Source organism: Rhodococcus sp. X156 (assembly GCF_004006015.1).
In the GTDB taxonomy this organism is placed as follows: domain Bacteria; phylum Actinomycetota; class Actinomycetes; order Mycobacteriales; family Mycobacteriaceae; genus X156.
In genome coordinates, this window is record NZ_CP034766.1 from 3,108,649 (window position 1) to 3,122,790 (window position 14,142).

A 14,142-nucleotide genomic window follows, 5' to 3' on the forward strand; every position below is an offset into this window, starting at 1 on the left:
CGGCATCCCGGTCATCGTGCTTGGAAACAGTCACCAGGCCATTGTCCCAGTCCGGAACGGCCTGCGGCGGCTGGGGCCTGAGATCCTCACCACCGGCGCTGACCAGGGGTGGAAGCCCTGCGCGAAACCCCACACCGACCTCACCCGTGCCATGATCGAGATCACTGTGCATCGGTCCTTCAGCCGCTCGACGGCTGGCTGGTCCCTCCCTCGGATGACCCGACCCGGAGACCCAACCGGAGACCACGATGACCAAGACAGATGAGCCGACCCAACCGGACACCGGCCGCTCCCCGCTGGCCCGCGGCTTCCCCTTCTTCGCCATCATCGCAGTGGCGCTGCTGGCCCTGCTCGCCGGCGGGTTCGGCGGCAGCTACCAGGGCAAGCTCACCGAGGTCCAGAAGAACGACAACGCCTCGTACCTGCCAGCCACGGCGGAGTCGACCAAGGTGGGCGAGGAGTCGGCCCGCTTCCTGGACGTGGAGGCCCTGCCCGGCTTCGTGGTGTTCCACCGCGAGACCGGCCTGACCGACCCCGACCGCGCCAGCCTCACCCAGGCCCTCGACGCCATCAAGGGCGTCGACGGCGTGCAGACCGCCGCCGTCACGGCGCCGCAGGTCTCCGTCGACGGCACCACCGCGTCCATCTACGCGCCGCTGGTGGCCAAGCAGGCCGGCGTGGGCGTGCCGGGCGACGAGCTGGTCACAGTGGAGGAGGACCTCCTGGCTGCCGCCCGAGCCGCGGTGACCGACGACCCGGGCTCGGCCGACCTGGCGGTGCACTCGGCGGGCCCGGGCGGGTTGCTGGTGGCCTTCATCGACGCCTTCAGCGGCATCGACGGCGTGCTGCTGGTCGCCGCAGGTTCGGTGGTCATCGCCATCCTGCTGGTGGTCTACCGCTCGCCCGTGCTGTGGTTCTTCCCGCTGTTCTCCGCACTGCTGGCGCTGGGCCTGTCGTCCATGCTCATCTACTTCCTGGCCGACGCCGACGTGGTCACCCTCACCGGGCAGAGCCAGGGCATCCTCTTCGTGCTCGTGCTGGGCGCGGGCACCGACTACGCCCTGCTGCTCATCTCCCGCTACCGCGAGGAGCTGCACAGCTGTCCCAGCCGAGCCGACGCGATGATCCGGGCCTGGCGGAGGTCGGCGCCGGCCATCGTGGCCTCCGCGGTCACGGTGATGGTGGGCCTGCTGTGCCTGACCTTCTCCGAGCTGCGCTCCAACCAGGGCCTGGGCCCGGTGGCCGCGATCGGCATCGCCTGCACGCTGCTGGTGATGATGACCTTCCTGCCGGTGGCGGTGGCCCTGGCCGGGCGCTGGGTGTTCTGGCCCCGCATCCCGCGGGTGGACCGCGCCGCCGACCTGGCCACCCACGGCCTGTGGGGGCGCATCGCGGCGATGGTCGGCCGCCGCGACCGTCCCGCGTGGGTGGGGGCCACGGTGGCCCTGCTGCTGTGCGTCACCGGCATGGGCGCGCTGCAGACCGGCACGCTCAGCGCCTCCGAGGGCTTCACCAACCGCCCGGACGCCGTGGTCGGCCAGGAGCTCTACGACGCTGCCTTCGCCCGGGGCACCGGGGCCCCGGCGGTGATCACCACCAACGCCAGCGCCGTGGCTGAGGTGACCGCGGCGGCCGCCCAGGTGCCTGGCGTGGCCACCGCACCCGGCTCGGTGTGCGTGCAGGAGGACTACGCCAAGCTCGCCGCCCTCGGCGCCGGCTCCGGCGGTGCGGCCCCCGCGGCGGCGGCCCCCGCGCCCGGTTGCGTGCCGCCGGAGCTGCAGGTCACCCCGATCGACGGGCGCACCGTGGTCAACGCAGTGCTCGCCGACTCCTACGACTCCCCCGAGGCGCTGAACACCGTGGAGAACCTGCGGACGGCGCTGCACGCGGTGCCCGGCGCCGACGCCCGGGTCGGGGGCAGCTCGGCCAGCACCGTGGACGTGCAGGCCGCAGCGGTGCGCGACCGCAACCTCATCATCCCGGTGGTGCTGGTGGTGATCCTGCTGGTGCTCGCGCTGCTGCTGCGCTCGCTGCTGGCGCCGGTGCTGCTCATCGCCACGGTGGTGCTGTCCTTCGCCGCCACGCTCGGCGTGTGCGGGTTGGTGTTCGACCACGTCTTCGACTTCCCCGGCGCCGACCAGGAGTTCCCGCTGTTCGCCTTCGTCTTCCTGGTGGCCCTGGGCATCGACTACAACATCTTCCTGATGACCCGGATCCGGGAGGAGTCGCTGAAGCACGGGACGCGGGAGGGCGTGCTGCGCGGCCTCGCCGTCACCGGAGGCGTCATCACCTCGGCCGGGGTGGTGCTGGCCGCGACGTTCGCGGTCCTGGGAGTGCTGCCCGTGGTGTTCCTGGCCGAGCTGGGCTTCGCGGTGGCCTTCGGCGTGCTGCTGGACACCATCGTGGTGCGCAGCATCCTCGTCCCGGCTCTCTCGCACGACATCGGACGATCGATCTGGTGGCCATCGGCCCTCGCGAGAGCCGGCAGGTGAAGGCCCGTTTCGTGCCGGCACCCGAGCGACGCGCGGACCCCATGCACTGCGTGCCGACCTCACCCCGGGACGGGGACGGGCTCAGCCCCGGACCAGCCCCGGTAGCGCGCCGGCCGACCACAGCCGGCGCAGCCCGTCCACGACGAGCAGCCCGGCCAGCACCACGCAGCCGATGGCCCCGCCCAGCCACGGACCGGAGTAGAAGGTGACCGGCTGCACGGTGGTATCGGCGGTGTAGGGCGGGAAGTCGGCCACCTCGATGCCGCGGCTCCAGCACCAGACGGCAACGACGACGAGGACCACCGCGAGCACCGCCTGCACCACGGCGACCAGCACTGCCCAGGTGCGCCTCACGGGTGCACCACCTCCTGCAGCGCCGAGCGCAGCGCCCGGTCCTTGCGCGCCCACGCCTGCACCAGCCGACCGTCGGCGAGCTCCAGGCCCACCCCCACCCGGTGTCGGGGGACGCTGTGCGACTCCCCCAGCGCCCGGGCCAGCTCCCACGGCTCGAGCTCGTCGTCCCACGCCCGCTCACCGGGCTCGTCGAAGATGGCGGCGATCTCGCGCACGGGCAGCTCCTCGGTGCCCTGGCGCAGCACGGTGGGGGTCAGCTCGACCGTGCAGTGCCTGCGGGCGCCCACCACCTGCAGCGCGGCGATCCCGGCCAGCAGCAGCGCGATGGCGATGAGGGTGAACCAGTGCACGGGCACGTCCAGACCCAGCTCCAGCAGCACCGCCAGCAGGCAGAGCGCGGGTCCGTAGGCCACGGTGCGCCACCGTCCGCCGGGCTCGGCGAACAGCAGGGGCGAGGTGCTCACCGGCCTCGGGTGGGGGCGAGGAACTGCTTGGCCCCCTCGGAGTAGGTGCACACCACGGCGCAGGCGACGAGCAGCGCGTTGACCACCTGCAGCAGCGCGTCCAGCGGCTCTGCGCCGCTCACGGACACCGCGGTGGACACCACGTTGAGCACGGCCACCACGGTGAGCACCACCCTGGCCCACGCCGACCCCACGGCCAGGCGCCAGAGCAGGAAGAGCACCAGCGCCACCCACACGACGCTCTGCAGCACCACCGCGATCACCACGACAAGGTCGGGGTCCACGGTGGCCAGGTCGGGATTGCCGGACAGCTGCGCGTCGACCTCCTCGCGCAGGGCGGTGCGGGCGGTGCCGAAGGAGACCACCACGCCGATGACGCCGACCACCAGGCTGGCCAGCCAGAGGTAGACGGCCAGGCGCAGCTCGTGCGGCAGCGGAGGCCGGGGCGGGCGCGGGGCGCGGCCCGGCGGCGGGCCGCCCTGCCAACCCGGCGGCGGGCCGCCCTGCCAGCCTTGCGGCGGGTACTGCCCGCCCGGACCGGCCGGGGGTGGACCGTTCACCGCACCCACCCGGCGACCTCGGTCGCCCAGTAGGTCAGCACGATGTCGGCCCCGGCGCGGCGGATGCTGGTCACCGACTCCAGGATCGCCCGGTCCCGGTCGATCCAGCCGTTGGCCGCGGCGGCGGCGATCATCGCGTACTCGCCGGAGACCTGGTAGGCCGCCACCGGCAGCGGTGAGCGGTCGGCGGTCTCGCGCAGCACGTCGAGGTAGGACATGGCCGGCTTGACCATCACCATGTCGGCGCCCTCGGCGATGTCCAGGTCCACCTCACGGCGAGACTCCCGCCGGTTGGCCGGGTCCTGCTGGTAGGTCTTGCGGTCCCCACGCAGGGTGGAGCCCACCGCCTCGCGGAAGGGCCCGTAGAACGCCGAGGCGTACTTGGCCGAGTAGGCGAGGATGGCGGTGTCGGTGTGACCCACCAGGTCCAGGCCCATCCGGATGGCCTCCACCTGCCCGTCCATCATCCCGCTGGGGCCGACCACGTGCGCACCGCTGGCGGCCTGCACCGCCGCCATCTCCACGTAGAGCTCGAGGGTGGCGTCGTTGTCCACGCTGCCGTCCTCGGCGAGCACGCCGCAGTGGCCGTGGTCGGTGAACTCGTCCAGGCAGGTGTCGGCCATCAGCACCGTGTCCTCGCCCAGCTCCTCGCGCAGCGCCCGCAGGCCCACGTTGAGGATGCCGTTCTCGTCGATGGCACCGGACCCGGTGGCGTCACGCTCCGCGGGCACGCCGAAGAGCATCAGCCCGCCGACGCCGGCCGCGGTGGCCTCCACCGCCGCCGCGCGCAGCGAGTCCAGCGTGTGCTGGACGACGCCGGGCATGGACGCGATCGGACGGGGCTCGGTGAGCCCCTCGGCCACGAACATCGGCAGCACCAGCTGCTGCGGGCGCACGGCGGTCTCTGCCACCAGCCTGCGCATCGCGGGGGTGCGGCGAAGTCGGCGGGGTCGGTCAATGGGAACCACGGGTGGCCTCCCCTTCTCTGGCTAGCGCCTGCTGCGGACCTTCTTGCGGGGCGGCGGGAGCGCGCCCTCGGCCCGAAGCCGGGCCGCGTGCTCGGCGAGCGCGTCCACCAGCGACGGGATGTCGGCGGTCTCTGGCTGCACGTCCACCCGCAGGCCGAACTCCGCAGCAGTCTCGGCGGTCTTCGGTCCGATGCAGGCAACGATGGTGCGGGCGTGTGGCTTCCCAGCGATGCCCACCAAGTTGCGCACCGTGGAGGAGGAGGTGAAGCAGACCGCGTCGAAGCCACCGGTCTTGATCATCTCGCGGGTGCTGGCCGCCGGCGGCGCCGCGCGCACGGTGCGGTAGGCGGTGACGTCGTCGATCTCCCACCCCCGCAGGCGCAGGCCCTCGGCCAGCGTCTCGGTGGCGATGTCGGCGCGGGGCAGCAGCACGCGGTCCACCGGGTCGAACACGTCGTCGTAGGGCGGGAAGTCGGCCAGCAGGCCCACGCTGGACTGCTCGCCGGAAGGCAGCAGCTCAGGGTGGATGCCGAAGCTGCGGACCTTCTCCGCGGTGGCCTCGCCCACGCAGGCGATCTTCACGCCGGAGAAGGCGCGCGCGTCCAGGCCGAAGTCGGCGAACTTCTCCCACACCGCACGGACGGCGTTGGTGGAGGTGAACACCACCCACTGGTAGCGCCCGTCCACCAGACCCTTGACCGCGCGCTCCATCTGGGCGGGGCTGCGGGGCGGCTCCACGGCGATGGTGGGGACCTCGACGGGGACGGCACCGTGGGTGCGCAGCCGCTCGCTCATCACGCCTGCCTGGTCCTTGGTGCGGGGCACCAGCACCTTCCAGCTGTACAGCGCCCGGGTCTCCCACCAGGAGAGCTTGTGCCGCTGGGTGACGAGCTTGCCGATGGTGAGCACCAGCGGGCCGGGCAGCGCGCCGCCGACCTCGTTGAGGGTGGCCAGCGTGGCGTCGAGGGTGCGCTGGTTGCAGGTGGTGCCGTTGGTGGTGATGGACACCGGAGTCTGCGAGGCCATGCCGTGCTCGACCAGCGCGCTGGCCGTCTCGGCCAGGTGGCCGGAGGTGGCGTTGAGCACCAGCGGGCCCGGGGCGGCTGCCACGGCCGCCCAGTTCACGTCACCGCGCACGTCGACCACGGTGTGCTCGGAGCCGATGGCGATGCCGGCGTAGGTGGGCACCGCGGTGGCACCGGTCAGGCCGGGCACGAACTCGAACTGCACGGAGGTGCGGGCCACGGCCTGCGCCTCGGCGACGACGGAGTCGGTGGACAGCGGGTCCCCAGCGACCAGGCGCACCACGTCGTGGCCGGCCTTGGCCTCGGCCACCAGCGCCTTGGCGACCTCGGCGGGCTCGCCCACGGCCGGGCGGACGTCGGCCACGGGGCCCTCGCCCTCGGCCGGCTCGGGCAGCGCGGTGCCGATCAGGTCAGCGACCCCGGTGGCCACGTCGTGGTCGAGGAAGGCCATCCTCGAGTGGGCGAGGACCGTTTGCGCCCGGACGGTGAGCAGCGCCGGGTCGCCTGGTCCGGACCCGATGAACAGGATCCGTCCAGGAGTGGTCTTGCGGGCTCTGCTCATGGGTGACTCTCCAGTGAGGGTTGTGGCTCTACAGGTGGTGCTTCGACGAGGTCGCGGGCGCCGAGGTCGAGCAGCTCGGCAGCCACCGACTCGCCCAGTGCGGTGGGATCGGTGAGTGCACCGACGCCGGACGCCCGCAGCACCTCAGATCCGTCGAGCGCTGCGACGCACGCTCGCAGCGAGATCTCCTCGATGATGCGGCCGTCGTCGGTGAGTGACTCGACGACCTCCGCGACTGCGCCGACGGGGGCCGTGCAGCCGGCTTCCAGCGCGGCGAGGAGCGCGCGCTCGGCCACAACCGTGGCACGTGCGGAGCGATCTTCCAAAGTTGACAGAAGACCGACGAGGTCCTCCTCCCCCGCACGGCACTCGATGGCCAGGGCGCCCTGCGCCGGGGCGGGCAGCATCTGCACGGGGTCGAAGGACTCGGTCACCTCACCGAGGCGGCCCACCCGGGACAGCCCGGCACGGGCCAGCACGATCGCGTCGAGCTCACCGTTGTGCACCCGGGCGAGCCGGGAGTCGATGTTGCCGCGCAGCGGCACCACGTCCAGGCCCAGGCCCAGGGCGTGCAGCTGGGCGATCCGCCGCGGCGCGGAGGTGCCCACCGTGGACCCGGCGGGCAGCTGGCCGAGCACCAGGCCGTCGCGGGCTACCAGGGCGTCGCGGGAGTCCTCGCGCACCGGCACGGCCGCCAGGACGAAGCGGGGGTCCTCGGCGGTGGGCAGGTCCTTGTAGCTGTGCACCGCCACGTCGACCTCGCCGTCGGCCAGGGCCTCGCGCAGGGCGGCGGTGAACACCCCGACGCCGATCTGCGCCACCGGGGCGGCCGAGGCGTCCCCGGCGGTGCGCACCACCACCAGCTCGGCCGGCTGGCCGTGCGCGATGAGCGCGTCCCTGATCGTTCCTGCCTGGGTGAGGGCCAGGTGGCTCCCTCGTGTACCGATTCGCAGTACTCCCGTGCTCACAGCTCTCCGTTCCCGTGGTGTCGTGCGGGGTCGGCGCTCGAGATGTACTCGGCCAGCGTCGCCTCGTTCATGGCTGCCTCGGTCAACGCGCTGTCCAGGACCGTGGGGACGTCGCTGGGGACGTCCGCGGCGATCGAGGGCGGTACGACCGTGTGCGTGTTCGTGGTGGGCGGACCCGTGGTGGGCGGGTTCGTGGTGGAGGCCGCGACGGCGTCCACCGCGCCCGGCCCGAGCTCGAAGAGCTCGCGCAGCGCCTGGGCGTAGGTGTCGCCGCCGGGCGCGGCGGCCAGCTGCTTCACCCGCACCGTCGGGGCGTGCAGCAGCTTGTCCACCACGCGGCGCACCGCCCGGCCCACCTCGTCGCGCTCGACGTCGCCGAGCGTGGGCAGGCGGGTCTCCAGGCGGAGCAGCTCGGCCTCCACCACCTCCGCCGCGCGCCGACGCAGCGCGGTGACGGTGGGGGTGACCTCGGCGGCACGCTGGGCGGCGAGGTAGGTGGACAGCTCGGCGGCCACGATGGCGCGGGCGGCATCCGTGTCGGCCGAGGCTGCGTGGGCCTCCGGCGCGCGCTGCAGCGCCTCCAGCCCCACCAGCACCACGCCAGGCAGGTCGGCCACGGCGGGCTCGACGTCGCGGGGCAGGCCCAGGTCGCAGATCACCAGGAGACCACGGTCGGGTGAGCGAGCGGCCAGCGCCCGGTGGGCCTGGGCGAGGGTGACCACCGCGCCAACCGCGCCGGTGCAGGTGACCAGCACGTCGGCGTCGGCCAGCACCGCAGGCAGCTCGTCCAGCCCCACGGCGCGTGCCTCCACGTTGCCCTCGGCGGCGGTGGCCGCCAGGTTCGCGGCACGCTCGGGGGTGCGGTTGGCCACCACGATGCTGGCCACCCCGGCGCGCTGCAGCAGCGCGACCGCCAGGCCGCCCATCGCCCCGGCACCGAGCACCACGGCCCTGCGTGCGCTGAGGTCGTCCGAGCCCAGGGCCTTGGCCGCCCGCTGCAGCGCCACCGAGACCACCGAGGCACCGGCGGAGTCGATGCCGGTCTCGGAGTGCACCCGCTTGCCCACCCGCAGCGCCTGCTGCGCCAGCTCGTGGATGGTGCGGCCGGCGGTCTGCTCGGCGTCGGCGGCGGCGTAGGCGGACCGGATCTGGCCGAGGATCTGCTGCTCGCCCACGACCATGGAGTCCAGGCCGCTGGCCACCGAGAACAGGTGCTCCACCGCCGACTCGCTGTAGCGAACGTAGAGGTGACGGGTGAGCTCGGCGACGTCGGACTGCGCGTGCTCGGCGAGCAGCTCGCCGACGTCGGTGAGGGCACCGTGGAAGGCATCGACCACCGCGTAGATCTCCACCCGGTTGCAGGTGGACACCAGCAGCGCCTCGGAGATGTGGGGGGAGCGCAGCAAGCCCTCCAGCAGCTTGGGACGCTCACCATCGGTGACGGCGACGCGCTCCAGCATGGTCACGGGGGCACTGCGGTGCGACATCCCCACGAGCAGAACACTCACGGCACAATCACCGATCCATCTCCTCCAGACCTCGTCTGCTCTGTAGCTCCGGACTGGCCGGCCTGTTGGGTGCCCGCGGCGCGCCCGGCGGCGCGCCGGGCGCCGTGGAAGGAGAGCACCTGCATCTCCACGGCGAGGTCCACCCGCCGCACGTCCACGGTCTCGGGCACCTGCAGCGCCACCGGCGCGAAGTTGAGGATGCAGCCGACTCCGGCTGCCACCAGTCGGTCACACACCTGCTGCGCCGCGGCGGCGGGGGTGGCCACCACCCCGATGCTGATCTCCAGCTCGGCACACACGGCGTCGACGTCGTCGAGGTGCCGGATCTCCAGCTCACCCAGCCGGGTGCCCACCCGCGCGGGGTCGTTGTCGAACAGCGCGGTCACGGTGAAGCCGCGGTCAGCGAAACCGTCGTAGCCGGCCAGTGCGTGGCCGAGGTTGCCCACGCCCACCAGGGCCACCCGGTGGCGGCGGTTCAGGCCCAGCGCCTGCTCGATGCGGCCGACCAGGCGGGGCACGTCGTAGCCCACCCCACGGGTGCCGTTGGAGCCGAGGAAGGACAGGTCCTTGCGCAGCTTGGCCGAACCGACGCCGGCCAGCGCGGCCAGCTCCTCGCTGGAGACCGTGCGGGTGCCCGCCTCGACCAGCGAGCCCAGCACGCGCAGGTACAGCGCCAGCCGCGCCACCGTGGCCTCAGGCACCGCCCGCACCTCCTCGCCCGACCCCTGCTTGGGGCGCGAGGCGCCGACGGTAGACTCGCCCGCCTCTGCGGTGGCGCCAGCACGCGGCATCGTGCGAGGAGCACTCGGCTCGGTCACGATCAACTCCTCGCACGGGTGGGCTGGGCGAAAGCAGGACGTGGGCACACGGGTGCGCCGGTCGGGACGCAGCTCCGCCCGGGGGGCTGAGGGGGTCTCAGAACCCACGGTAACCGCTTGTGAACGCCTGCACAAAGTCGTGGCGGTGTGTGCTGCAGCGCCCGTGACCTGCGCCGCACTCGCCGCCGCCCTGCTGCCCACACCCGGTTCTGCGCCTGGTCTGGGACGTTTCCGCCCTTTCCCTGCCGGTTCGCCGCGCCACCCGACCGCGTTCGGTGCGACCGAGGTCACCTCGCCGTCGGCGGAGCGGACGCCGACGGGCGCCCCGGCGATGGCCGGGGCGCCCGTGGTGTGCGCTCGTTCGTTGAGCCGGGGAGGCTCAGCTCACTTCATGGCCGGCGGCATCAGCACCTGGCCGATGGCGAAGACCGTGGCGTTGGCGGTGGGGATGTTGCCGCAGGCGACCGGCACCCGGTTGATCAGCGGCGCCTGCGCGGTGCCGGTGATGGTGACCGACTCACCCTCGACGGACTTGACCGAGCCCGCCTTGACCAGGCCGGCGGCGTCGTAGCGCTGGGGCACGACGTGGTAGGTCAGGATCTTGGTGAGATCACCCTTCGGGTCCTTCAACAGGGTGTCCAGGGTGCCCGCCGGCAGCGCCGCGAACGCTGCGTCGGTGGGCGCGAACACGGTGTAGGCGGCGTCCGGCTTGTTCAGGGTGTCCACCAGCCCGGCCGCCTTGACGGCGGTGACCAGGGTGGAGAACAGCGGGTTGGCCGAGGCCGCGGTGGCGACCGGCTGGTTGACCATGCCCTCGGGCGAGCCCGGACCGGTCTTCGGCACGCTGGAGCACGCGGGTCCGAAGATGTCGGCAACCGTGGTGACCCCGCTGCTGGAGGCGGCTGCAGCCGCCGAGGACGGTGCCCCCGAGCTGGAGGCCGCCGCCGAGGTGGTGGGCGCCGCGGAGGTGGTCTCGGTGGAGGCCTCCTCCGAGTTGCTGCAGGCGGCGATGGACAGGGTGAGTGCCGCGAGCGCACCGACAGCTGCGAGTCGCTGAGTCTTTCTCATGTCATGTCCTCCTGGTTCGTGCGAGCCCGGTCTTTCCGGGCCGTCTGATCAGGTCTTCGTGCCTCGCAGTCACTCCGGTTCGATCCGGTGGCATCACAGTTGGGTAACGGACTTCGCGGTCAGTCCAGAGTGGACAGTGCAGGGCCGTCCCACCGTCCGCCCTGGGCGACCTGCCGCTCACGCCACGGTGAACAGCGCGCTGTGCCACCCCGAGGCCCCGTCGGGGAGGGTGGCCGCCCGCTCCTGCACCTGCAGGTTGCCCTCGGCATCGGTGGCCCGGCAGGTGACGGTGTGGCTGCCGGCCCCCACGTCAGGCAGGTCGATCCGCCACATGCGCCAGGTGTCCCTGCCCACCTCGGTGCCCAGCCGGGCCGGCAGCCAGGGGCCGTCGTCCAGGCGCACCTCGACGGAGCGGATGCCCACCCCCTGCCGCCAGGCGGTGCCGGTGACGGTGACCCGGCCCGCCGGGACCTGCTCGAACCCGCCGGGGCTGGTGATCTGCGACTGCAGCTTGATCGGTGCCCGCTCGGCGTAGCCCCGCGGAACCCAGTAGGCCTTCTTCTGGGCGAAGGTGGTCAGCTCGATGTCGGTGATCCACTTGGTGGCCGAGGCGTAGCCGTACACACCCGGCACCAGCATCCGCACCGGGAAGCCGTGCTCCACCGGCAGCGGCTGGCCGTTCATGTTCACGGCGAGCATCGCCCCACGGTCGGGCTCGAGGACCGTGGCCAGCGGGGTGCCCGCCGAGTACCCACCGATGGCGGTGGACAGCAGCTGGTCGGCGCCGGCCTGCACCCCGGCCTCCAGCAGCAGGTCGCGCAGCGACACCCCGACCCAGGCGGCCGACCCCACCAGGTCCCCACCCACCTCGTTGGACACGCAGGTGAGCGTCACGCGCCGCTCCTCCAGCGGCCGGCTGACCAGCTCGTCGAAGCTGAGCGTGATCTCGCGATCGACCATCCCGTGGATGCGCAGCGACCAGTCCCGGGCCGAGACCTGGGGCGGCGAGAGCGCGGTGTCCACCCGGTAGAAGGTGTCGTTGCTGGTGGTGAAGGGCAGGCCGCCGTCGGCGACGAAGTCCACCCCGGCGGGCAGCGGGGGCAGCGGCTGGGCAGCCGCGCGGGTCCCCACCACCGACGCGTCCACCTTCGACAGCACCGCCTGCCCGCCGAGTCCGGCCACGCCAGCGCCGACGGCGACCGCGGCCGAGGTGCCCAGGAAGCTGCGCCGGGACACCTCCGCGCCGTCTTCGCGCACGGCGGGCGCGGCCGCCGCCCGCAGCAGGGTGAGGAGCACGGACACCGCGACCACCGCAGCCACCAGCGCAGAGAGCACGCCCACCCGCGCGGTGTCCGGTCGGTCGAGCACGGCCAGCGCGCCGACCACCCCGAGCGCGACCAGCACGGCCACCCCGGCCGCCACCCGCACCCGGGTGAGCAGGCCGGCGACCGCGCCCACCAGCAGCAGCACGATCCCCATGCCGACGAGCAGGGCCTTCTTGTCGTTGCTGCCGAACTGCTCGATCGCGAAGGACTTGGCCCACTCCGGCGTGCGGTCGATCGCCGCGTTGCCCACCGCGAGGTAGGGAGAGGACTCCGGGTCGACGAGCCCGGCGAACAGGTGGGCGACGGCGAGCGCCGCCACCACCGCCAGCACGCCAGCGACGGCGGCCACGGCGGCGACGAGGGCCGGGCGACGGGGGCGCACGGACGGCGAGCGGCCAGGCGTGCTCGGCCCAGCTGAGGTGGGCGCGGGTGAGGTCATGCTGCGGGTTCGCACTGGGACGCTCACCCGGTTCAGCGCCGCAGGTCAGGCGGGCCGGGGCTAGGGCGCGCCGGCCTCCGGGTGCCCGGTGGCCGCCGCGAGGTCGCGGCGCAGCCGGGGCTCGTCCACGTCGAAATAGCTGTGCTCACGCCCGTCCAGCAGCACCACCGGCAGCCGGTCTCCGTACTCGGCGCGCAGCTCGGGCTGGGTTGTCGCCGCCTCGTCGACGTCCACCGCGCTCCACGGCAGCCCGAAGTCGGCGCACACCGCCGCCAGCTCCTCGGCCGCCGTGGTGCACGCCGAGCACCCCTGCCGCGTGAGCAGCTCCACTCGCACCATCAGCCACCTTCTCCTGCCGCCCGAGGCGGCCCCACCGTCGCGTCCTGACGCCATCCAGTGAACACGCCGCGAACCGCAGGGCGAGCCCCGGGCTGCAGCCGCGGAAGAGCCACCACCGGTGTCCCAGGGAGGCGTCTTGTACCACCTGATCGTGACGGGCGGATGAAGGCGATGGACATCACCGCTATGATTCTGCCCACGCCCGTTGGATCGGTCGCGGGAGACCGCGGCGCGGACAAGGTGCACGTCGGTGGCAGCGACGGACCGTTGCAGACAGGGGAGCAGGTGGAGCAGGTGTCCTCACTCGGCAGCAGCACTCGGGCAGGACGGGTCACCGACACGGTCGACGTGCAGGGTGGCCTGTCCGCATGAGCAGCACAGCAGCGTCGCTCGCGGTCACGTCCACGCACGGCGAGGACACCGGCGAGCCGGGGGCTGACCTGCGCTTCGTGTCCCCGCCCGACGAGTCCGTCGCAGCTGTGGCGGTGGAGATCGTCGCGGCCCCAACGGTTCTCGATCTGCCTCTGGTGCTGGTGCCGCAAGCGGCCCCCGACGTGGCTGCCACCGCGGGAGTGCTGGCGGACATCGACCGGCGGACCACCACCGCCCCGCTGCTCGGCGCCCGCCCGGAGCGCACGCCCGAGGAGGAGGAGCAGGTCCTCGCCACCTGGGAGCTGGTGCGAGCCGCCCAGGCCGGTGACACCGATGCTTTTGGCCAGCTCTACGACCGCTACGTCGACATCGTGTTCCGCTACGTGCTGTTCCGGGTGAACGACCGCACCCTGGCCGAGGACCTCACCAGCGAGACCTTTCTCCGCGCCCTCCGCCGAATTGCCTCGATCACCTATCAGGGCAAGGACGTGGGGGCGTGGTTCGTCACCATTGCCCGCAACATCGTTCTCGACTACATGAAGTCGAGTCGGCACCGCCTGGAGTTCAGCACCGCGGAGATCTTGGACTCCGACAGCGCCGATGACCCCGAGGACGAGGTCATCACGGCGAGCATCGTGGCCGAGCTGCTGGACTGCGTGCGCCAGCTCGGCGACGACCAGCGCGAGTGCATCGTCCTGCGGTTCCTGCAGGGGATGTCGGTCTCGGAGACGGCTGCGGCCATGGGTCGCAACGAGGGCGCGGTCAAGGCGCTGCAGCATCGCGCCGTGCGCCGGCTGGCCAAGCTCGTGCCCGACACCTTGCGCTGACCCACCGGCAAAGTGTCTTTTACCTTTCGTAACACCTTTCTTCTGGTGATCCC

At 72.8% G+C, this 14,142-nt stretch carries 14 protein-coding genes; 3 read left to right on the forward strand and 11 right to left on the reverse strand.

All coding sequences use genetic code 11. The features are described 5' to 3' along the window. Window positions 1-248 precede the first annotated feature (248 nt). Entirely contained in the window at window positions 249-2,492 is a 2,244-nt protein-coding gene (locus ELX43_RS14630; RefSeq protein WP_127784057.1) for an MMPL family transporter, read from the forward strand. A gap of 81 nt (window positions 2,493-2,573) precedes the next feature. On the opposite strand, the gene ELX43_RS17675 is transcribed toward ELX43_RS14630, so the two are convergent. From ELX43_RS17675 to ELX43_RS14685, 11 genes are all read right to left on the reverse strand, one after another. Continuing rightward, window positions 2,574-2,846, reverse strand: a complete 273-nt coding sequence (locus tag ELX43_RS17675; RefSeq protein WP_164860668.1) for a hypothetical protein — start codon at window positions 2,844-2,846, stop codon at window positions 2,574-2,576. Next, window positions 2,843-3,310 carry a hypothetical protein gene (locus ELX43_RS17680; protein ID WP_164860669.1) on the reverse strand — a complete coding sequence of 156 codons (468 nt, stop codon included), beginning with the start codon at window positions 3,308-3,310 and terminating at the stop codon, window positions 2,843-2,845. The genes ELX43_RS17675 and ELX43_RS17680 overlap by 4 nt, the downstream gene beginning before the upstream one ends. Next, window positions 3,307-3,870, reverse strand: a complete 564-nt coding sequence (locus tag ELX43_RS14645; RefSeq protein WP_127784059.1) for a hypothetical protein — start codon at window positions 3,868-3,870, stop codon at window positions 3,307-3,309. Before ELX43_RS14645 ends, ELX43_RS17680 begins: the two co-directional genes overlap by 4 nt. After that, the gene (gene hemB / locus ELX43_RS14650) at window positions 3,867-4,838 is read right to left on the reverse strand and encodes a porphobilinogen synthase (RefSeq protein ID WP_127784060.1); all 972 of its coding nucleotides are present in this window, start codon (window positions 4,836-4,838) and stop codon (window positions 3,867-3,869) included. The genes ELX43_RS14645 and hemB overlap by 4 nt, the downstream gene beginning before the upstream one ends. 21 nt (window positions 4,839-4,859) lie before the next feature. Then, window positions 4,860-6,425, reverse strand: coding sequence for a bifunctional uroporphyrinogen-III C-methyltransferase/uroporphyrinogen-III synthase (locus ELX43_RS14655; protein ID WP_127784061.1), 1,566 nt, complete (start codon window positions 6,423-6,425; stop codon window positions 4,860-4,862). Continuing rightward, entirely contained in the window at window positions 6,422-7,393 is a 972-nt protein-coding gene (gene hemC, locus ELX43_RS14660) for a hydroxymethylbilane synthase (protein WP_127784062.1), read from the reverse strand. The genes ELX43_RS14655 and hemC overlap by 4 nt, the downstream gene beginning before the upstream one ends. Next, the gene (locus ELX43_RS14665) at window positions 7,390-8,901 is read right to left on the reverse strand and encodes a glutamyl-tRNA reductase (RefSeq protein ID WP_127784063.1); all 1,512 of its coding nucleotides are present in this window, start codon (window positions 8,899-8,901) and stop codon (window positions 7,390-7,392) included. Before ELX43_RS14665 ends, hemC begins: the two co-directional genes overlap by 4 nt. Continuing rightward, complete coding sequence (locus ELX43_RS14670; protein WP_127784939.1) at window positions 8,898-9,692, reverse strand: redox-sensing transcriptional repressor Rex; 795 nt, start codon at window positions 9,690-9,692, stop codon at window positions 8,898-8,900. Before ELX43_RS14670 ends, ELX43_RS14665 begins: the two co-directional genes overlap by 4 nt. A 411-nt stretch (window positions 9,693-10,103) precedes the next feature. Next, entirely contained in the window at window positions 10,104-10,787 is a 684-nt protein-coding gene (locus tag ELX43_RS14675; RefSeq protein ID WP_127784064.1) for a fasciclin domain-containing protein, read from the reverse strand. Between the two features lie 177 nt (window positions 10,788-10,964). Then, on the reverse strand, window positions 10,965-12,551 hold the full coding sequence (locus ELX43_RS14680) for a molybdopterin-dependent oxidoreductase (RefSeq protein ID WP_127784065.1): 1,587 nt from the start codon (window positions 12,549-12,551) through the stop codon (window positions 10,965-10,967). A 60-nt stretch (window positions 12,552-12,611) separates the two neighbouring features. Next, a complete protein-coding gene (locus ELX43_RS14685; protein WP_127784066.1) occupies window positions 12,612-12,890 on the reverse strand; it encodes a glutaredoxin family protein in 279 nt (92 codons plus the stop codon). A gap of 162 nt (window positions 12,891-13,052) precedes the next feature. Between ELX43_RS14685 and ELX43_RS14690 the strand changes: the two genes are divergently transcribed. Both ELX43_RS14690 and ELX43_RS14695 read left to right on the forward strand, forming a co-directional pair. Further along, entirely contained in the window at window positions 13,053-13,262 is a 210-nt protein-coding gene (locus ELX43_RS14690; protein ID WP_127784067.1) for a hypothetical protein, read from the forward strand. After that, on the forward strand, window positions 13,259-14,089 hold the full coding sequence (locus ELX43_RS14695) for a sigma-70 family RNA polymerase sigma factor (protein WP_127784068.1): 831 nt from the start codon (window positions 13,259-13,261) through the stop codon (window positions 14,087-14,089). Before ELX43_RS14690 ends, ELX43_RS14695 begins: the two co-directional genes overlap by 4 nt. The last annotated feature ends 53 nt before the right edge of the window (window positions 14,090-14,142 follow it).